The 18,680-nt window shown below is 66.0% G+C and carries 17 protein-coding genes and 1 tRNA gene; 4 read left to right on the forward strand and 14 right to left on the reverse strand.

Going from position 1 to position 18,680, the window contains the following annotated elements:
* Positions 1 to 14: 14 nt before the first annotated feature.
* The 8 genes from ACFQEV_RS14870 to ACFQEV_RS14905 form a co-directional block, all read right to left on the reverse strand.
* On the reverse strand, positions 15 to 3,383 hold the full coding sequence (locus ACFQEV_RS14870) for an MEDS domain-containing protein (protein WP_379697597.1): 3,369 nt from the start codon (positions 3,381 to 3,383) through the stop codon (positions 15 to 17).
* 186 nt (positions 3,384 to 3,569) lie between these two features.
* Entirely contained in the window at positions 3,570 to 5,408 is a 1,839-nt protein-coding gene (locus ACFQEV_RS14875; RefSeq protein ID WP_379697599.1) for an IucA/IucC family protein, read from the reverse strand.
* Between the two features lies 1 nt (position 5,409).
* Positions 5,410 to 6,780 (reverse strand): lysine N(6)-hydroxylase/L-ornithine N(5)-oxygenase family protein, encoded by a 1,371-nt coding sequence (locus tag ACFQEV_RS14880; protein WP_379697602.1) that lies wholly within the window; start codon positions 6,778 to 6,780, stop codon positions 5,410 to 5,412.
* Positions 6,777 to 7,412: a GNAT family N-acetyltransferase gene (locus ACFQEV_RS14885; protein ID WP_379697604.1), complete on the reverse strand. Its 636-nt coding sequence runs from the start codon at positions 7,410 to 7,412 to the stop codon at positions 6,777 to 6,779. The genes ACFQEV_RS14880 and ACFQEV_RS14885 overlap by 4 nt, the downstream gene beginning before the upstream one ends.
* Positions 7,409 to 9,226, reverse strand: coding sequence for an IucA/IucC family protein (locus tag ACFQEV_RS14890; RefSeq protein WP_379697606.1), 1,818 nt, complete (start codon positions 9,224 to 9,226; stop codon positions 7,409 to 7,411). Before ACFQEV_RS14890 ends, ACFQEV_RS14885 begins: the two co-directional genes overlap by 4 nt.
* Positions 9,223 to 10,710 carry a pyridoxal phosphate-dependent decarboxylase family protein gene (locus tag ACFQEV_RS14895; RefSeq protein WP_379697609.1) on the reverse strand — a complete coding sequence of 496 codons (1,488 nt, stop codon included), beginning with the start codon at positions 10,708 to 10,710 and terminating at the stop codon, positions 9,223 to 9,225. The genes ACFQEV_RS14890 and ACFQEV_RS14895 overlap by 4 nt, the downstream gene beginning before the upstream one ends.
* Positions 10,707 to 12,080 carry a diaminobutyrate--2-oxoglutarate transaminase gene (locus ACFQEV_RS14900; protein WP_379697612.1) on the reverse strand — a complete coding sequence of 458 codons (1,374 nt, stop codon included), beginning with the start codon at positions 12,078 to 12,080 and terminating at the stop codon, positions 10,707 to 10,709. Before ACFQEV_RS14900 ends, ACFQEV_RS14895 begins: the two co-directional genes overlap by 4 nt.
* Before the next feature lie 550 nt (positions 12,081 to 12,630).
* Positions 12,631 to 12,987 carry a DUF7344 domain-containing protein gene (locus ACFQEV_RS14905; protein WP_379697614.1) on the reverse strand — a complete coding sequence of 119 codons (357 nt, stop codon included), beginning with the start codon at positions 12,985 to 12,987 and terminating at the stop codon, positions 12,631 to 12,633.
* Positions 12,988 to 13,140: 153 nt separating this feature from the next.
* Here ACFQEV_RS14905 and ACFQEV_RS14910 point away from each other — a divergent pair, with 153 nt between their 5' ends.
* Positions 13,141 to 13,272, forward strand: coding sequence for a hypothetical protein (locus tag ACFQEV_RS14910; RefSeq protein WP_379697617.1), 132 nt, complete (start codon positions 13,141 to 13,143; stop codon positions 13,270 to 13,272).
* Positions 13,273 to 13,291: 19 nt separating this feature from the next.
* Here the strand turns inward: ACFQEV_RS14910 and ACFQEV_RS14915 are convergent, their stop codons facing one another.
* The gene (locus ACFQEV_RS14915; RefSeq protein WP_379697619.1) at positions 13,292 to 13,639 is read right to left on the reverse strand and encodes a DUF7344 domain-containing protein; all 348 of its coding nucleotides are present in this window, start codon (positions 13,637 to 13,639) and stop codon (positions 13,292 to 13,294) included.
* Positions 13,640 to 14,236: 597 nt separating this feature from the next.
* Here ACFQEV_RS14915 and ACFQEV_RS14920 point away from each other — a divergent pair.
* From ACFQEV_RS14920 to ACFQEV_RS14930, 3 genes are all read left to right on the forward strand, one after another.
* Positions 14,237 to 14,893, forward strand: a complete 657-nt coding sequence (locus tag ACFQEV_RS14920; protein WP_379697621.1) for a helix-turn-helix domain-containing protein — start codon at positions 14,237 to 14,239, stop codon at positions 14,891 to 14,893.
* A gap of 67 nt (positions 14,894 to 14,960) precedes the next feature.
* Positions 14,961 to 15,371, forward strand: coding sequence for a DUF7344 domain-containing protein (locus ACFQEV_RS14925; RefSeq protein WP_379697623.1), 411 nt, complete (start codon positions 14,961 to 14,963; stop codon positions 15,369 to 15,371).
* Positions 15,359 to 15,511 carry a hypothetical protein gene (locus ACFQEV_RS14930; RefSeq protein ID WP_379697625.1) on the forward strand — a complete coding sequence of 51 codons (153 nt, stop codon included), beginning with the start codon at positions 15,359 to 15,361 and terminating at the stop codon, positions 15,509 to 15,511. Before ACFQEV_RS14925 ends, ACFQEV_RS14930 begins: the two co-directional genes overlap by 13 nt.
* 263 nt (positions 15,512 to 15,774) lie before the next feature.
* On the opposite strand, the gene ACFQEV_RS14935 is transcribed toward ACFQEV_RS14930, so the two are convergent.
* From ACFQEV_RS14935 to sufD, 5 genes are all read right to left on the reverse strand, one after another.
* Positions 15,775 to 15,847: transfer RNA gene (locus tag ACFQEV_RS14935), tRNA-Gln, on the reverse strand.
* Between the two features lie 185 nt (positions 15,848 to 16,032).
* Entirely contained in the window at positions 16,033 to 16,239 is a 207-nt protein-coding gene (locus ACFQEV_RS14940) for a hypothetical protein (protein WP_379697628.1), read from the reverse strand.
* A gap of 76 nt (positions 16,240 to 16,315) precedes the next feature.
* The gene (locus ACFQEV_RS14945; protein ID WP_379697631.1) at positions 16,316 to 16,756 is read right to left on the reverse strand and encodes a metal-dependent transcriptional regulator; all 441 of its coding nucleotides are present in this window, start codon (positions 16,754 to 16,756) and stop codon (positions 16,316 to 16,318) included.
* A 37-nt stretch (positions 16,757 to 16,793) separates the two neighbouring features.
* Positions 16,794 to 17,291: a ferritin-like domain-containing protein gene (locus ACFQEV_RS14950; RefSeq protein ID WP_379697633.1), complete on the reverse strand. Its 498-nt coding sequence runs from the start codon at positions 17,289 to 17,291 to the stop codon at positions 16,794 to 16,796.
* Between the two features lie 176 nt (positions 17,292 to 17,467).
* The gene (gene sufD / locus ACFQEV_RS14955) at positions 17,468 to 18,679 is read right to left on the reverse strand and encodes a Fe-S cluster assembly protein SufD (RefSeq protein WP_379697635.1); all 1,212 of its coding nucleotides are present in this window, start codon (positions 18,677 to 18,679) and stop codon (positions 17,468 to 17,470) included.
* Between the last annotated feature and the right edge of the window lies 1 nt (position 18,680).

The following is an 18,680-nucleotide window of genomic DNA, read 5'->3' on the forward strand; positions in this document are numbered from 1 at the left end:
CGGCGGGGCGGTCCTTACCGGTCCTCCGGAACGGGGAGCGTAAAGGAGAACGTCGACCCCTCGCCGGGTTCCGACTCGACCCAGATGTCGCCGCCGTGACGCTCGACGATTCGCTCGCAGAGCGCCAATCCGATTCCGGTACCCTCGTACTCCTCTCGGCTGTGAAGCCGGTCGAAGACGTCGAACACGCGGTCCTGATTCTTCGGCTCGATGCCGATTCCCTCGTCGCGGACGGATATCACCAACTCCTGCCCCCGCCGTTCGGCGCCGACGTGGACCCGCGGCGGTTCGTCCCCGCTGTAGGTGATGGCGTTCTCGAGCAGGTTCTGGAACACGTGCCGGAGTTGGCTGGCGTCGCCCTCGACGGTGGGGAGTCGTTCGGACTCGACGTCGGCGTCGCTCTCCGCTATCTGAATCTGGAGGTCGGCGAGAACGTCGTCGAGCACCGCGTCCAACGCGACCGGTTCGAAGGGGTCACCTTTCGTCTCGATGCGCGAGTACTCCAGGAGGCAGTCTATCATCTCACGCATCCGCTCTGCGCCGTCGACGGCGAACTCGAGGAACTCCTCGCCGTCCTCGTCCAGTTCGTCGCCGTACCGCTTTTCGAGCAGCTGGAGGTAGCTCGTGACCATCCGAAGCGGCTCTTGGAGGTCGTGAGACGCCGCGTAGGCGAACTGCTCTAACCGCTCGTTCGACTCTTCGAGCGCGCGTTCGCGCTGCTTCTGTTTGAGTTCGTACTTGACCCACTCGCTCATGAGGTGGTGGAACGTCCGTTCGGTCTCGGTGAACTCCCGGTCGCGGGAGTCGGTGGAGACGAAGAAGAACGTCCGGTCGGGCTCGTTGTCCAGGGCGATGTGCGTTCCGAGGTACGTCTCGACGCCGAACTCCTCGTGGGCGATGGCACTCCCGTAGCCGTACTTTTCGGGGTCGTTGAGGCCGGCGGTTCCGCCCTCGACGGCCAGCTGGCAGTACGTCTCCGAGAGCGGTGCCTCCGCGCCGGGTACGAGATGCTCGTGGTCGCCGCTGACGGCCTCGACCTCAAACGTGTCGGTCGCCGGGTCGACGCGAGCCAGTCCGCCCAACTCCAGGTCGAACCGCTCGCGACCCAACTCGAAGATGTCTCCGAGCTTCTCGTCGAACGAGTGCTCGGGTTCGGCCATTATCTCGCACAACCGCTGTTGGTAGTGCTCCCGCCGTTCGCGTTCGAGTTCGTAGCTCACCCACTGGCCGATCATGTCGAGGAGCGTGCGTTCGGCGTCGGAGAACTCCCGGCCGCGGGGGTCCGTGTCGCCGAACCAGAGCGTCCCGTACGCCGCGGCACCGCTCGTGACCTTCGTCCCGACGTAGCTCCGCAACTCGAACTCCCGGTAGACCTGGTCGTCGGTCCAGTCGGTTTCGCGCACGTCCGGCACGCAGACGGGGTCGTCCTCCTCGACGGTCCGCCGGCAGAAACAGCCGTCGCCCGGGTCGGTCCACAGCACCTCGTCCTCGGCGACGCCGAGGCCGACGCCCCTCTCCAACCGGAACGCCCCGTCCCACGTCGGGAGGTGGTTGAGTCCGCCCATCTGGAGGTCGAACCAGTCACAGCCCATCTCCAGCAACCGCTCGATCTTCTCGTCGAACGAGAGGGTCGGGTCGGACGTTATCTCGTAGCTCCGCTGGAGGAACGCCTCGCGTTGCCGGCGTTCGAGTTCGTACTTCGCCCACTGCGCCATCAGTCGCAGGAACGTGCGCTCGTCGTCCGAGAACGCCTCGTCCCGCGAGCGCTCTGAGACGAAGAAGAACGTCCGATCGGCGTCGCCCTCGACTTCGATGCACGTTCCGAGGTACGTCTCGATGCCGAACTCGTCGCGGACGGTGATACCGTCGTACCCGGCTTCGACGGGGTTCTCGACGCTCTCGACGCCGCCGGCGTCGATAGCCGCGGTGCAGTACGTCTCCGACAGCGGAAGCTCGACTCCGGGCGCGAAGTGCTCGTGGTCGTCGCTGACGTACTCGACTTCGAACCGGTTCTCGCCGGGGTCGACCTTGGCCATCGCACCGAGTTCGAGGCCGAACTGCTCGCACCCGAGGTCGAACAGCGCACGCAACTTCTCCTCGAAGTCGAGCGCCGGGTCGGACGTTATCTCGTAGCTCTCGCGGAGGTACTCCTCGCGGTTCCGTCGCTCCAGTTCGTACCCGAGCCACTGGCCCATCAGGTCGAGGAACGTCCGCTCGGCGTCGGTGTACGGGGCCTCCCGCGGCGTCTCGGAGGCGAAACAGAGCGTTCCGTACTCGGTGCCGTCGACTTGGACGGTCGTCGCGAAGTACGCGTCTAGTCCGAAGCGCTCGTAGGCGGGGTCGTCCGTCCACCCGACGTCGGCGGCGTCCGTCACGGAGATGGGACCGGGCGACGCGAGCAGCTTCTCGCAGTACGTATCGCACAGCGAGTCCGTGACGCCCGTCTCGATCACGTCGTGGTCGCCGACCGCTTCGACGATTTCGAACGTGGTGTCGCGGGTCCGCGTGAAGTACCCGATTTCGAGGCCGAAGCGCTCGCGCCCCAGTCTGAGGAGGCGCTGAATCTTCGTTTCGAACGACGCGTCGGGGTCGGCCAGCGTCTCGTACAGTCTGCGCTGGTACTCCTCGCGCGTTTCGAGCGCTATCTTCGCCGTGGTCCGGTCCACCAGCGTCCGCAGTTTCCGCTCGTTGTCGTTTTCGGGTCGCTCTGGGCCGAAGTACTCCTCGGGCGGGGTGTAGTAGACGTTCCGGCAGACGGTGTTGTCGTAGACGAGAAGCGGGTGCGTCTCGATGACGTCCTCGATGACCGCCGGCGGAAGCGCCTTGCGATTGTACTGACAGAGCGCCATCGCGTCCCCGTCGAGGAGTTCGTTGATGTGCGCTTCGCACGTCATGAACGCCTCCTGCGCGCCTTCGTCGCCGACGAGCCACGTCTCCTCGGCGGCGACGCGGAACCCCTCGTACTCGGCGAGTCCCCCCTCCATCTCGGTGCGGAGGAGGTCACGCGTCGCGTCGAGGTTGAACTCGCCGCCTCGGAGGTACGTCTCCTCGGCGGTGCGAATCGAGAGTTGCCCCGACTCGAACGCGGCGTCCACGTCGACGCCGCCGTCGCGCAACGCGGCGGCGATGTCCGCCGGCGAGTTCTCGTCTGCGACGTAGAGGCAGCGCTCGCCGGCCTCGATTCCCTCCCGGACGAACGGGACGACCGTCTCGAACTGCTCGGCTCGACTCTCGTAGACGAGCGCGAAGTGGTCGGCGTCGTCCCGCCTCTCGCCGGAATGCGCGGGGCCGCGGAGGCTGGCGCTCGACCGGAGAGCGTCGCGCTCACCGCCGAGTTCGGACGCGGCGCGCCGGTCGGTGTCGTTCGGGATGTGCTTGCTCATCTCCACCCCGCGCCCTCCGAACGCCCGGAAACCGTAGGCGCGTCCCCCTCGTCGCTGCGTACGGAAGAGAAGATTCGTATCCGGGATTGATTCATTACCACGACGAAGGCCTGCATCGGTGAAAAGAGCATCGTGGGTCGCACTCCCACCCGCTCGAAACCGCCGACTCGGAGCCTCGTCGCCCCGTCAGTCGTCGGCGGGGTTCCGCGGATTCGCGTCGTCGGGGCGTTCGTCCGCGACTTCGGAGAGCGCGTTCGCGACCGTCCCGTGTTCGGACGCGTGCGGACGGCCGGGGGCGTCGTCGTAGCCGTAGTCGAAGATGCGGTTGCGATTGAGGCTGAGCTTCGTGAACTCCGGCTGGAGCAGGTCGAACAGCTCGAACCGGTCTTCGAGTTCGGGGAACCGCGCCTGATAGTCGAGGACGGCCGTCCGCGCGTGGGTCCAGAACTCCTCTTCGGAGTAGTCTTCGTGCTCTTCGAGCACGTCCGCGACGTACCTGAGGACGCAGACGAACAGCCCGCAGAATACGAACTGACAGAGCCCCTCCGGCGGTTCCTTCCGCAGCACCTCGTGCATCTCGTCGGGGAGCGCCTCCAGTTCGGGGAGCGGCCGGTCGCTCACGTTCACGTCGTCCACGAAGTCCTTGACCGCGAGGCGCGTCGGAACCCCGTCCTCGACGACGAGGATGGTGTTCTGGCCGTGCGGGGAGAACACCGTCCCGTACCGGTAGAGGAAGTGCAGGAGCGGCGGGAGCACGGTGTCGAAGAACTCCGCCAGCCACTCATCGAGCGTGAGCCCGGACCGTTCGACGAGGCGCGAGAGGTACGGTTCGCCGTCGCCGTCGACGTGCATCAGCGAGGAGAGCGTTATCGCCCGCTCGTCGTCTTCGAGGAAGGAGTAGATGGACTCCCGCCAGACGACGCCCATCAGTTCGTGGTACTGGTAGGGGGAGCCGTCGATGTCGGTGAAGTCCGAGTGGTCGTAGTTGATGCCGGCTATCTCGCCCGGGAGGACGAGTCCCTGTTCTTGGAGGAAGTCGTCGCGCCCGTAGATCCCCTTGATGTACTCGGTGACCGTCGGCGCGAGCTCCGTCCGTTCGCCCGGCAGGCCGCGCCAGACGAGCGTGTTGAGGATGCGCATCGGCACCTTCACGTGGTGTTTCTCGTCGTCGTCGACGTTGACGAAGGTGCGGACCGACTGCTGGGGGAGGTACTCGTCGGGGCCGTCGCCGAGGGGCACGACGTCGTCGGCGGCGATGTCGTCGGCGAACAGGGGGACGATGCTGTTCTCCCACTGCCAGTCGTGGACCGGCATGAGGTAGTAGTCATCCGGGTCGAGGCCGCGCGCGCCGAGTCGGTCGCGGAACTTCCCGTAGCGGTCGCCGAGTTCGCTCCGGACGAGCGGATCGTGCTCGACGTCCTCGGTGGCGACGAACGTCGCCTTCTCCCTTCGCACGGCGACCCACGAGAGCGTCACGGGCTCTTTCCGCTCCGGCGCGTACCGCTTGTAGTCGTCGTACCCCCACCCGAGGCGGCCCTTGTTGTAGGTTATCCACGGGTGGCCGTCCATCTCGCCTTCGAGGTGGGCGTAGTCGAGTTCCAGCGGGTCGAACTCCGCTCGCTCCCGCCGGCGGGCCTCGATGTGGGCGTCGGCCAGCAGCGTTCGCTTGTACTCGCGGACGAGGTTGCCCTCGGTGAGTCCGTCCAAGTCCGTCGCCTCGCCGACGTCGCGCAGGAGGGTGAGCGGGTCGCCGAGTTCCGCCCAGCCGTCGTCGTCGCGGCGTTCGACGGTCTCCCCGTACACGTGAAGGCTGTCCATCATCCGTTCCGCGGCCTCGAAGCGGTACGCCGCCTCTCCGAGGTCGAAGCGGTAGGTGGCCCGTTCGTCGCCGGGCGTCACCTTCCGCGGCGCGACTATCTCCTCGTAGGCGAACTCTTCGAGCATCTTCGTCAGGAGGCGGCGCTCGACCGTCTCCCAGACGTCCGCGTCCAGTGCGTCCTGCAGCGTCGTGTCGTTCGGGTTCATGTTAATCGTCCTGCGTCGGTGTGTGGGTCGGTTCGCTCCCGCGCTCGCGGGAGGCGCCGGGCGCGCGTTCGACGAACTGTTCGACGGAGAAGTCCTGATAAACCGTATCGGTGTCCTCGGGGTAGGCGTCGCGTCCGACGAGCCGATTGACGAACGCCGCGTTGCGGTAACAGCCGAGGCCGAGGTCGGGGACGCCGACGCCGTGCGTGTGGAGTTCGGCGTTCTGGAGGAACACGTCCCCCGGGACGTCGATGTCCAAGCGGTGGTCCTCGGTCACCTCGTACCGACCCCGCTCGTCCCAGTTGATGGCGTCGTCGAGCGGTTCGAGGAACTCCGGGACGAACCGCTCGTAGCCCGTCCCGAGGACGACGACTTCGCTCTCGTGGACGAACGACTCCTCGGCCTGCCACTGGCGGCAGTCGAGCGCGTACGCCCCGCCCGCGGGCGCGATATCCCGCACCTCGGTCATGGCGAAGAGACCGACGTCGGGCTCCCTGTCGCCGATGGAGCGCCGGTAGAGCAGGTCGTATATCTCGGCGCTCGTCTCCGGGTCGACGCCCTTGTACAGCAGGTCCTGATTCGGGATGAGGTCGTCTTTGACTGCCTGCGGGAGGTCGTAGACGTACCGGTCGTACTCGGGCGTGAAGTGCTGGAGGCCGAGCTTCGAGTACTCCATCGGGAAGAACCCCTCCGACCGGGTCAGCCAGTCGAGGCGGTAGCTGTGGTCCGACTGGCGCTCCAGGAGGTCTTGAAACACCTCGGCGGCGCTCTGTCCCGACCCGACGACGGTGACCGAGTCGGCCGCGAGCGCTCGCTCGCGGTTGTGGCGGTACTTCGACGTGTGGAACACGTCCTCCTCCGGGTGGCCACGGAGGTGTTCGGGGACGGACGGTCGGGAGCCGATTCCGAGAGCGAGGCTCTCGCCGCGGTACTCGAACCGTTCGCCGGTATCGGGGTGGCGGGCGGTGACGACGTAGTGGTCGCGGTCGGCGTCCCACCGAACCTCGGTGACCTCGCGATTGAACCGACAGCTGTCGAGGTTCGCTACGACCCACCGGAGGTAGTCGTTGTACTCCCGCCGGGGGATCTGGAACGTCTCGTAGAAGTAGAACTCGTAGATGCGGCCCGTCTCCCGGAGGTAGTTGAGGTAGCTGTGGGGGTTCGTCGGGTCCGCGAGCGTGACCAGATCCGCGAGGAACGGCACTTCGAGCGTCGTCCCCTCCAGCAGCATCCCCTCGTGCCAGTTGAACTCGGCGTCGCGTTCGAGGAAGGCGGCCTCGACGTCCTCCTCGACGCCGTCTATCATGGCCGCGAGGCCGAGGTTGAACGGTCCGAGGCCGACGCCGACGACGTCGTACGCCTCGTCGGTCATTCGGCGCTCACCCCCCGCGTCCGCGCAGTCGTCGGGTCGGCGAGCACCTCGGACTCGAACCGATCGCGCTCGCAGACCAGCAACAGCGCGTCCTTCTCGGCTTCGTCGAAGCGGAACTCCGTCCGCGGTTCGAACCCGCACTCCTCGAAGACGTGGACGACGCGTTCGTTGCGGACGTCCGGTTCCGCGATCACGCGGTCCGTCTCGGGGTGGCGGAACTGCATGGCGACGACCGCCCGCATCAGCGGGAGCGCGTACCCGCGGCCCAGGTACTCCTCGGGGCCGATGAGCAGGTGGACCCCCCGGTCGGCCGGGTCGGCGTCGTAGTGGTTCGCCACGTCGTCGTCGGCCGCCCAGTAGCACTCCCAGTAGCTCATCGGGACGTGGTCGAGACAGCCGACGTACGGCGTGAGGTGGTCGTCCGCGAGTTTCTCCGCGAGGCGGTCGCGGAACGCGGGCAGCGGTAGGTCGAGCTGCCAGTACGGTTTCACGTGGTCGCTCCCGAGCCACGCGTGGAGGCGGCCGAGGTCGCGCTCCAACGACGCCGGACGGAGCGAAATCGTCTTCTCGATGCTTCGGTCGTACGTCTGGTAGTCGTACGCCGCCGCGATGGTCGCGTCTGGGCCTGTCATCTGTCGAGTTCGGTGACGAGCGGGTTCTTCACGTCTGCGTAGACGGACTGGTTCTCCAGGTCGTTCTCCAGTTCGTCCAATCCCCGGAAGCGGGTGAGCAGGTTCGCCTTGCAGGGGACGGTCGGCGACTCCAAGAGCGGGTCGAGGAACTCCGAGGAGGGGCGGTCGTACCGTTCGCGCGCCCGTTCGAGTTCGTCGCGGAGGAGCCCCAACAGGCGTCGCTCCCCGACGAGGCCGGCGGAGCCGAACGCGTTGACCACGCCGAGGGCGTTGTTGAGAATCACGTAGTAGCGGAGTCGCTCGTCGGCGACGGCGTCCGAACAGACGGTGTCCGCGCGTTCGCCGACGCTGGGCAGGTACGCTTCGACCTCGGGATAGACCGACGCGGGGAAGTAGAAGCCCTGATTGTCGCGGTAGCGGAACTCCGCGGGGTACCCCTCCTCGTCGAGCGTGAGCACGGAGTTCTGCTGGTGGGCCTCGACGCCGACCCCCTGTGCGAGGTAGAGCCACACCACGGGGCGGACCGATATCCGAAGGTAGCGGCGGAACCACTCCGCGCTCACCTCGTCGGCGGGCCGGCCCTCCCGGTCGGCGATGGACGCGACCAGCCGACCGAGACGTGAGCGCCCGGCGACGGCGTCCTGACAGAGCGAGACGAGCGGCGTCGCGTTCTCCGCGGCGTCGCCTCGGAACGGGTTGGCCCGCAGGACCGTCTCCAGCCCCGACTCGCGCCCGTCGCCGACGTCGAGCGCGAGGTACGCGGGGTCGCGCACGATATCGAAGTCCGGGAACGCCGCTTCGAGTTCGTCGCCGAAGTCGGTGTCCAGCAGTTCGGCGACGGCGACCCCCCGTTCGAGTTCGGGGCGCTTGTTCGTCCGGACGGAGTTCGTTATCTGCACGTTCAGCGACGACTTCACCATGAACGGGGCGTCCTCGCTGTAGAGCGTCCGGACCGACGTGGTCGGGTAGAACTCCCGACCGACCGCTCCGAGGTGTTCGAGCCCGTCGCCGAGATGGCGCCGGACGCGCTCTCGTTCGAGGAGGTGCTTCGCCTGCCACGGGTGGACGGGCAGGAGCGCGTCCTCGCTTTCGACGTGTTCGGCGACGAACGACGCGGGGACGTCGGGGTCGTCGCGGAGGGCGTCTTTCACCCACGCCGCGGCGCTCCGGTCGAGCGCCGAGTCGGCCGAGACGAGGTCCGGGGCCGCCCTGAAGTAGTGCAGCGGGAACGACCCGCGCAGTTCCGGCGCGTACGTCGCCCGATTTCGCGCCGCGATGCCCCGCCGACTCTTCGGCGTCGGGTGGCGGTGGTGGCCGAAGACGAGCGCCTGCTCGGCGTCGCGGAACGAGAGCTGTTCGGCGTAGAGTCGCTCCTCGTCACCCCCGCGCGCCGCGACGAACGACTCGACGCTTCGCTTGCTGCGGAGGACGCGCTCTAACAGCTCGTCCGGGACGGCGTCGCCGTCGCTCGCGACGGTGAGGTCCTTCACCACGAGCGACGCGAGCGTCGCCGCGTCGGCCGGATGCGCCTTCTTCTCCTCCGCGAGGCGGTACCGGACGGGCGTCTCGAACAGGTGACGCTCGGTCGGCGAGCGGTGTACGAGCGGCGCGAGTAGTTCGACACCCTGCTCGGGGAGCGTCGTGCGGAGGATGCCGTCGGGACCGGGTTCGACGCCGCCGACGGCCGCGTCGGCGACTTCGTAGTCGCCCGTCTCGCGCAGGTAGCAGTTGAGGAAGGCGTGGACGGTGGCGGCGTCGGCCCGGTCCGACGGGTCGACGTCGGACTCCCCGCGCCGTTCGGCTCCGAGGCTCACGCCGCCACCTCCCGGTCGGCGGCGACGGCGGACCCGCAGTCCCGAACGGCCTCCAGCATCGCTGCGACGTCGTCGAGCGTCGCGGTCGGGTTCAGGAGCGTGAACTTCAGGCTGGTCACTCCGCCGACGTCGGTCCGGGCCACGACCGCGCGGCCGTCCCGGAGGAGCTCCCGCCGAACGGCGGCGTTCAGCCGACTCACGGCCCCGTCGTCCATGCCGTCCCGCGGGCGATAGCGGAAGACGACGGCGTTCAGCGTCGGGTCGCCCAGCAGCTCGAAGTCGTCGGCCGCGTCCACGAGCTCCGCGGCCTCGTCGGCCAGTTCGAGGGTCCGTTCGACGAGGGTCGCCAGTCCCGTCCGCCCGAGGGCGCGGAACGCGACGTAGGGCTTCAGCGCGTCGAAGCGGCGCGTCGTCTGGACCGACTTCGCGACGAGGTTCGGGACGCCCGCCTCGTCGTGTTCCTCGGGGTTGAGGTACGCGGCGTTGCGGGCCATCCACTCGAAGTCGTCGCCGTCGCGGAGCAGGAACGCCCCGCAGCTGATGGGCTGGTAGAACAGCTTGTGGAAGTCGACGGCGACGGAGTCCGCCCGCCCGATTCCGTCGAGGAGGTGGTCGTAGTCGTCGCTCAACGCGAGGGCACCGCCGTAGGCCGCGTCCACGTGGAACCACAGGTCGCGTTCGGCCGCCCGGTCGGCGAGGGCCGCGAGGGGGTCGACGCTCCCGAAGTCGGTGGTCCCCGCGGTGCCGACGAGGGCGAACGGTTCGGCGTCGCGTTCGTCGAGCTCCGCGAGCGTCGAATCGAGCGCGTCGGGGTCCATCCGACGGTCGTCGTCGGTCGGAACGGTGACCACCGCGCGCTCCCCGAGTCCGAGGTGGTGGGCGGCCTGCTTCCCGGTGAAGTGCGCCTCCTCCGAGCAGAGGACGCGGAGCGATTCGGCCGCCGCCGGGAGGCCGTCGGCCTGCACGTTCCGACCGAAGCGCCGGTCGCAGTGGCGGTCCCGGGCGAGCAGCAGTGCCTGAAAGTTCGACTGGGTGCCGCCGCTCGTGAAGACGCCGTCGGCCCCCGCCGGGAGCCCGAACAGGTCGCAGAGCGCGCCGACGACCCGTTCTTCGAGGACCGTCGCGGCGGGCGCTTGGTCGAAGGAGTCGAGCGACTGATTCGTCGCGGCGAGAAGCGTCTCCGCGACCAGTCCGGGAATCATCGGCGGGCACTGGAGGTGGGCCGCACAGCGAGGGTTCGACGCGTCGACGGAGTGGGCCAGAACGCGCTCCGTCACCTCGTCTATCGCCGCGTCGAGGCCGCGCCCGTCCTCCGGAACGACGGGGTCGTCGAACTGCGCGGCGAGCGCGTCCGGCGACGTTCCCGAGTAGGGGTCGTCGCCGTCGGCGAAGGAGTCGAGGACGGCCTCGACCGCCCGACCCATCGCCTCGCGGTACGCGGCACCGCCTCGGTCGCTCCCGAGGAACAGTTCGTCGGCGCTCATGCGGTCACCTCCCGCGTCGAACGCCGCCCGTTGGCGACGGCCTCGACGGCTTCCTCGAAGATGGCCGCGACGTCGTCGGCCTGCCCTTCCGAGAGGATCAACGGCGGGAGGAAACGCGCCGTGGCGCTTCCGCGGCCGCCGAGTTCGACGATGAGGCCGCGCTCGAAGCACTCCGCTTGGACCGCTTCGGCGAAGTCGCCGTCGGGCGCGTGCGGGCCCGGACCCCGCCAGTCGGCGTCCTCGTCCACGAACTCGACGCCGAGCATGAGGCCCCGGCCGCGAACGTCGCCGACGGCGTCGAAGCGGTCGGCGGTGGACTCGAGGCTCTCGCGCAGGCGGGCACCGACCTCGGCGGCGCGGTCGTCGAGGTCATGTTCGAGGACGTAGTCGATGGTCGCCTCGCCGGCGGCCATCGCGAGTTGGTTCCCCCGGAAGGTACCGGCGTGAGCCCCCGGCTCCCAAACGTCGAGCGACTCGTCGTAGACGACCACCGCCAGCGGGAGGCCGCCCCCGACCGCCTTCGAGAGAGTGACCACGTCGGGCGCGATGTCCGCGTGTTCGAAGGCGTACATCTCACCCGTGCGGCCCAGCCCCGCCTGAATCTCGTCTACGATCAGGGGGACGTCGCGTTCGCGGGTGATGCGTCGCATCTCGCGGAGCCACTCGTCGGGTGCCGGTACCGCGCCCGCCTCACCTTGGACCGGTTCGAGAATCATCCCCGCGGGCTCGGTGATGCCGCTCTCGGGGTCGTCGAGGAGGTTCTCGACGTATCGGCTCGCGATTCGATGGCCCTCCTCGCCGCCGACGCCGAAGGGACAGCGGTAGTCGGAGGGGTACGGGAGGTGGTGAACGTCGCTCATCAGTCCGGAGATGGGCTCCTTGGCGTCGGTGTCGCCCATCAGGCTGAGCGCGCCGTTCGTCATCCCGTGGTAAGCGCCCTGGAACCCCAGCACGCTCCGGTTACCCGTCGCCGTCTTCACGAGTTTCAGGGCCGCTTCGACGGCGTCGGTCCCCGCCGGGCTACAGAACTGAATCTTCGCCGAGTCGGCGAACGCCGACGGGAGACTGTCGAACAGCGAATCGACGAATCGCTCCTTCGCGGGCGTGGTGATGTCGAGGGTGTGGAGCGGTCGGTCCGCGTTCAGGGTTCGCTCCATCGCCTCGACGACCCTCGGGTGGTTGTGCCCGAGGGCGAGGGTGCCCGCGCCCGCCAGACAGTCGTAGTACTCGTCGCCGTCCATATCGGTCACGGTCACGCCGCGCGCCTCGCGGATAGCCAACGGGAGGTGGCGCGGATACGTTCGCGCGTTGGACTCCCGTTCTGCCTGCTGGGCGAGAATCGTCTCGTTCCCGCGTTCGAGGTAGCTCACGGGGAGCCACCTCCGCGGTTCGGCGTTCCTACCGCCCGGAGCCGTCGCTCCTGCTGTCGAATCTGGCGCATGCCATGTTTTAGGCTCGCCTAAACCATTGTAAATCTGCCGGATTTTAGGGAGCCCTAAAACTGATGTAGATGTCCGTCGTTCGTCGTCCGTATCTAATCTTTCGGACGAGAGACGCGAGGAGGAGGACGCGCCGGGGGAGACGGCGCGAGGGATTCGCGCGACTGCTTTCCGCGTGCGGCGGGCGCGCCGCGAGAGGGATAGGAGTCGCCCTCCCCGCGGAACCGTCGGGGCGGTTCAGTCGGCACTGCGAGAACGAAACGGAGTCCTCTCTCGGCGTCGTTCTCCGTTCGCTCGTCCGAACCCGGCCGTTACGGCGGGCGGTCGAAACCTGGTACTACCGGCACGAGGTGTACGAGAGTACGTCGGACTCCGACCGCGAGTGCGACGGGAAGCCGGCGCCTTGTTCGAGGTGAAAGCGAGAAGGAGTGTACGCGACCGGTAAGCAGCGCCGTCTTCGTCGCGCAGGAACCCGCGTTCCCTAGTCGGGATCGCGCAGGTGGGGGTTGCGGGAGACCGTATAGGGCCACCCTTCTAACTCCGACGCCGCTTTGAGCAACTGATCTCTCCGTTCGCTCTTGGTGAGGGACACCTCGTCCTCGTTCTGTTCGATGATGCTCAACTCGCGTAACAGGGGGAAGTGAAAGTGAACTAATCGGACGTGGGCGCGTTCGATGTCCTCCTCGCTGAGCGATTCCGGCGAGATACGGTGTCTGCGGGCGGCGACCCGGCGAGCGAGCTCTTCTTCGGCCACCCCTCCGTCCGTGCGTACGAGTTCGTGGAGCAGAATCTGACGGTCAGCGCTGCCGAGGATCCGAAACGCCTCCGTCTCCTTCATCAGTACACGGAAAACGATTTTCGTTGATAAAGCAATCGTGGCTAGGTGCTTGGGTATCCGCCACGATATCCTCCATATACCATCAAAACTGAAGTGTGTTGTCATCTGCCACTGATAGACGTAGACGGGTTTCGGACGACGTGGGCCGACGACGTGACCGAAAGCGTCGTCCTCGCGTCGGATTCGGGCATCACCGCCGCGGCGTTCGACGAGACGCTCGCAGAGCGCTCAACCGACGCCCGATCCGCCGCTCTCTCCCCGAATCTGGAGACTGTGGACCCCTGAAGACCGCGAAAGAGAGGCGTTAGATGTCGGTGAGCGTTTCGACGGCGCGTCGTGCCGAACTCGTCTCCTCAGTCGGAACGGCGAGACGGTCCTCGGGGGAGTACTCGAGAACGCCCGCCTCGTCTAACTTCGGCAGGTGGGAGTGGTGCAGTTTGATCTTCAGTCGCTCTCGTTCCGACCGAGAGGGGCCGTCGAGCGATACGTTCCGAGTCTCCGCGGCGACGCTCTCCGCCAACAGCGAGAGGCTCACGGGGGCGTCCTCCTCCGCGAGGATGCTGACTACGGTTCGTCGGTCTGTGTCGTCCAGGACGGCGAGATAGTTACGAAGCGGTTGGTCGGACGAAGCGCCGTCTTGTTTGACTGCCATTCTATCTCTACAACCGTTCCGCACCCCTGAAAGGTACGCGCCTAAAATAATTGGGCGGGTGGTGACTGTCCGCCGAGAGAAGAGTTCTCGCCGCCCTACAGACGAAGGACCGGTCGTCGCGCCCGGTCGGTGGGGCCCTCCGGCGCTCGGTTATCCGACAGTACGGGAAGCGTGGGTTGGGACGTCGGAGTAACATGTACGCGTTCGAACCAAAGTGAGTAGGTATCCACGCTACGAGACGGCTCGCCTTACGAACCGGTGATGTACGTCCTCCGCTGCGTCTCTTGCGATTTCAACGCGACTGTCGATTCACTCTCCGGCGCACTCGATATCGTCGAAAGCCACCAGGACAGATACGGTGACCATCACTTCGTCGAGTTCGACAAAGTATCGGAAGACGAGTGAGCCGCGATTCGTCACCCGGACGCGCGGGTCTCTCGTCGCCGGTAACCCGCCCATCTCTCTCGGGGCAGCATCTGCTCACTAGGTGGGGACTCGGTCCGTACGGAAGTCCGACCGTCGAGGAGCCAGTCTGCGACATCGCCTCGTTTGCACTGTCATCAGTCCTTTACTGATAGCGAGTAACGATTCGGACGTATGGCTACCGAGGCGACGTTTACGGTCCCGTCTAACCAGTTTCCTCTGGGAACCGTGTTCGAACAGTTGCCGGGAGTGACGGTCGAACTGGAGCGGATCATTCCCGCGCGAGACGTGGTGATCCCGTACTTCTGGGTTCGGGGGGTGGAAACCGACGACATCGAGGGTGCGTTTTCCGAGCATCCGGGAGTGAGGAAAATCCAATTCGTCGATGCCGTCGCGGACGAGTATCTGTTGCGTGTCGAGTGGGCGATCGACTACGACGACGTGCTCACTACACTGACGGAGACGAAGATCGCGCTCATCGAGGCCGTCGGCACGGACCGGCAGTGGACGTTCGACATCCGAGGAGACGACCGACAAGACATCGCGGAGTTCCAACACCGCTGCCGGGAGTTAGAGATACCGATCACGCTCACGAAACTACACGCGCTCACGCCCCTCGAGTCAGAAACCGAAGCCGCACTCACTGACACGCAACAGGAGGCACTGGTGCTCGCGTACGAGCGAGGATACTTCAATACGCCGCGCGACGTAACGATGGAAGACCTCGGCGCCGAACTCGGCATCTCCCAGCAAGCGGTCGCGTCCCGACTCCGTCGCGGAATCAGTTCGATCCTCGGAAGTACGCTGCCCCATACCCGACCTCCGGAGTAACTCACCTTATAAATGATTTGTATACCCAAAAGTAGGGGTGAACTACACAAGTCAGCTAGGTACTCTAATGAGTAGGAGTCTCTCCGAGTTCGATACGATACTCGACCTCTGTGAAGATAAGCATCGTCGTATCGTCCTCGCAGTCCTCGCAGAACAGCAGCGGTCGTTAACGATGGACGACCTCACCAAGATGGTCGTCAAACACGACCACCAGACGCCGCTGACAGAGATCTCCGGCGAGATAGTGACGCGGATCAAGATCGGCCTGCGTCACGCCCATATCCCGAAGTTAGAGGAGGCCGGACTCGTCGACTACGACTCCGATCGGCAACTAGTCGAACCGACGGCCGAGTTCGATCGGGTAGAGCCCCACCTTTCGGCGATCCTCGGTGCCGATCCCGAGCTTGCAACATCGCTGTGGGAGGAACGTCCGGCCTGCGTCACAGAGTCGAACGAGGATGGAGAATGGACCTCCTGATGTGTCGGTCCTGCGGCGAGTTCACAGAGGCGATCGAAGAAGACGGAACGTTGGTGCCCAGGAAAGACGAGTGTCAGCACTGCGGGGGGACAGAATTCAAGGACAACAGTACCGGGAAGACAGTTCGACTCGGCGACTAGAACGGCAATCGTAACGAGCGGTATCTCTCGGACGTAGTCTGAGGGCGGTTTGTATATCCCTCTCAATCAGTTAGTTCAGGCCACTCCCACACGGGACAGGGGGTGTGCGATAGCATCCTGAATCCACCGTCCGCTATTTAGCTTCACTTCGTTCAGACAGAGCACTCCCGGGCGGATCCGAACCGCCAAACTCGCATTCGCTCGTCCTCTAGGTCATAAATCCGCGTAGGCCACTATCACTGCTCGCTGACGCTCGCAGAAAATAGTCCCGGGCGGATTCGAACCGCCGTCAATGGCTCCAAAGGCCATTATGATTGGCCACTACACCACGGGACTTCGTCGTGTTACTCCTCGTCCCGTGTACCTCGTGAATCCTTCGGATTCACTCACCACCACGGGACTGCGCTTCGCTCGTCCCCTGAGACTCGCGATTCCACGGAACCGCTCACCACCACGGGACTGCGCAGTATCTACTCGTCGGTCCGCCTTTGAAAACCCATCGGGTTCGGCCGACCGCGGGGTCAGTCGATCGCGAGGTCCGGGTCAGAATCGAGTTCGTGTTCGACGGAGAATCCCCCGCAGTTCGGGCAGACGTGGTACTCTACGTCGTACGAGACGCCGCATCCAAGACAGACGTACGGATACTCGGTGGTCGTCGTCCCCACCCCGTCTCTGGGCCCCAGTCCGGCGAGACGGAGGAGACGACCGATAGTTGCTGTCCCATCCATACTCGGACGCAGGAACTGGATTCCCTTAATCGTGGGTGACACTTGCAGCTTCGGCTACCTGTTTGCTCGCGGTGAATTAGTCCGCGGGCTTCTCCTCGGCCTCCGGAAGCTCCAGATACTCGCAGGCGTCCGTCTCGGCGTCGAAACAGTCGGGGCACTCGCCGTGCCGGTCGATGATGGTGTCCAGTCGCTCGGCCACCGTCCCGTCGATGACGGGTTCCAGTTCGCGGGCCTCCGCGCGGAACGACTCCACGTCGAGGACGTTCGCGAGGAACCGTTCGATGATACAGTAGGTCTGGAGGGCGTCCCGGGCGCGGACGATTCCCTCGTCGGTGAGGGTGACGCCCTTGTACTTCTCGTGTTCGGCGAGTCCGCGGTCCTCCAGTTTTCCGATCATCTCGTTCGCGCTGGCGGGGCTGACGTCGAGCATGTCCGCGAGTGCGCCGGTCGCCGCCGGGCCGTCCTCCATCTCTTGCAGTAGGTAGATTGCCTTGACGTACTGGTCTGCGGTGTTCATCGTTTACCTCCGTCTCGGTGTGGGTGTCTGATCGCGCTCATTCGCGCTGCTCCATTATCTTGGTCACCGCCTCGACGCCGTCGGCCTCCTCGTCGCGTATCTCCGTGAGCACGGAGATGAGGCGGTCTCGGTCGACGGTGAACTGCGCGTCGCTCGCTCGAATCGCACCGATGAGGTCGTCGTAGAACTTGTAGGCGGTCTCTTCGTTGCACAACTGGTCGTAGAGGACGCCGTCGAAGTCGTCGGGCTTCGTCTTCCCGTACTGCGCTTCGACGAGCGTCTCGATGTCCTCGAAGGGGACGCTCTCGGCGTCGAGTTCGTCCACGATGGACGCCAGACGCTCGCGGTGTTCCGCGGACTCCTCCGCGGCGTGTTCGAGGAGGTCCTCTAACTCCTCGTCGAGCGCTCTGTCCTCGTCGGCGAGCGACTGGTAGTGGTGGTACGCGCGGGCCTCGACGACTTCCTCGAGTACCACGCCGATCTGGAGGAGGCGGGCGAGCTGGTGGTCCGAGGTCACCCGGTGGCCGACGCTCACGCCCCACACCCTCCGTTTGCGTGCGATACCCTGTCGGTCATACCTTTTGCTCCGCGTGTGACGGACTTAAGCGGTTCCCTCGCTCGCCGTCGGGCTCTGTCGTCGGATTCGCGCGGTGCGACACGGTCGATCCGTATCCGAGAGAAGGAAAGAGAGCGGGAAAAGGTGCGGCTTACCTACCGCAGGCGCGCCGCGATGAGTTCGCGCAGGTCGTCGCGGAACTCGTCGACGTCGATCTCCTCGAGGACGGGGACGAAGAAGCCCTCCACGAGCATGTTGCGAGCCTGCCGGTCGGGGAGCGCCCGAGAGACCATGTAGAAGAGGTCCTCTTTGTCCACCTGACCGACCGTCGCGGAGTGACTCGCTTCGGTGTCGTGGTTGTGGATGATGAGCTTCGGGGACGCGTCGGCCTCGCTCTCGTCGGAGAGCATCAGCGTGTTCTCGCGCTGGTAGGAGTTCGTGTCCCACGCGTCGCGGCCCACGTCCTGGACGCCCTCGTACACCGACCGCGCCTCGTCGTCGAGGACGCCGCGGGTCACGAGGTCCGCCGTCGTGTGCTCGGCGTTGTGCCAGACGCGCGCGTTCACGTCGAAGTGCTGGTCCTCGTGGCCGAAGAACGCGCCGACGATCTTCGTCTCCGAGGAGTCGCCGTCGAGGTTCGTCTCGATGTCGCTCCGCGTGAGACGGGAGCCGAGGTTACCCTCGATCCAGTTCAGCGTCGAGTACGTGTCGGTCGTCCCGCGCTTCAGCGTGTAGTTGTACGTCTCGTCGTCGAGGTTCTGGAGCGACCCGTACTGGACGTACGAGTTCTCGCCCGCGTCGACCTCCACGAGGTTGCTGAAGTAGCGGTCGCCGTCTACGCCGTCGTCGCCGCTCTCGATGCTCTCGAGAATCGTCACGGAGGAGGACTCCTCGGTGACCACGAGCGTGTGGCTGAACAGCGACCGGGAGTTCATCTCCGCGCGGATCTTCACGTCCTCGGCGTCGACGTCCTCGGGGACGTAGATGAACGTGCCCGTCGTGAACAGCGCCGCAGACAGGGCCGTGAGGTAGTTCGACTCCGGTTCGACGATGGAGCCGAACTTCTCCTCTATGAGGTCGCCGTACTCCGAGAGCGCCTCGGTGAAGGGGAGGACTTCGACGCCCTCCGCGGTGACGCGCTCTGTGGTGTCGGCCTGGTTCAGCGGGTCGACGAGCTGTTCGAAGTCGAGCGCTTCGAGGTTCGTCCAGCGCCGGCCGGGCGTCTGGATGACGTCCGGCAGCGGCGCGTCGTCGAGCGCCGACAGCGCGTCGAGGCGGGTTTCGAGGAGCCACTCGGGCTCGTCGCGTTCCTCCGAAATCGTCCGAACCGTCTCCTCGGAGAGGTTCGCTGGTAACTGCGCGCTCATA

It is taken from the genome of Halopelagius fulvigenes, assembly GCF_042662625.1.
GTDB classification, from domain to species: Archaea; Halobacteriota; Halobacteria; order Halobacteriales; family Haloferacaceae; genus Halopelagius; species Halopelagius fulvigenes.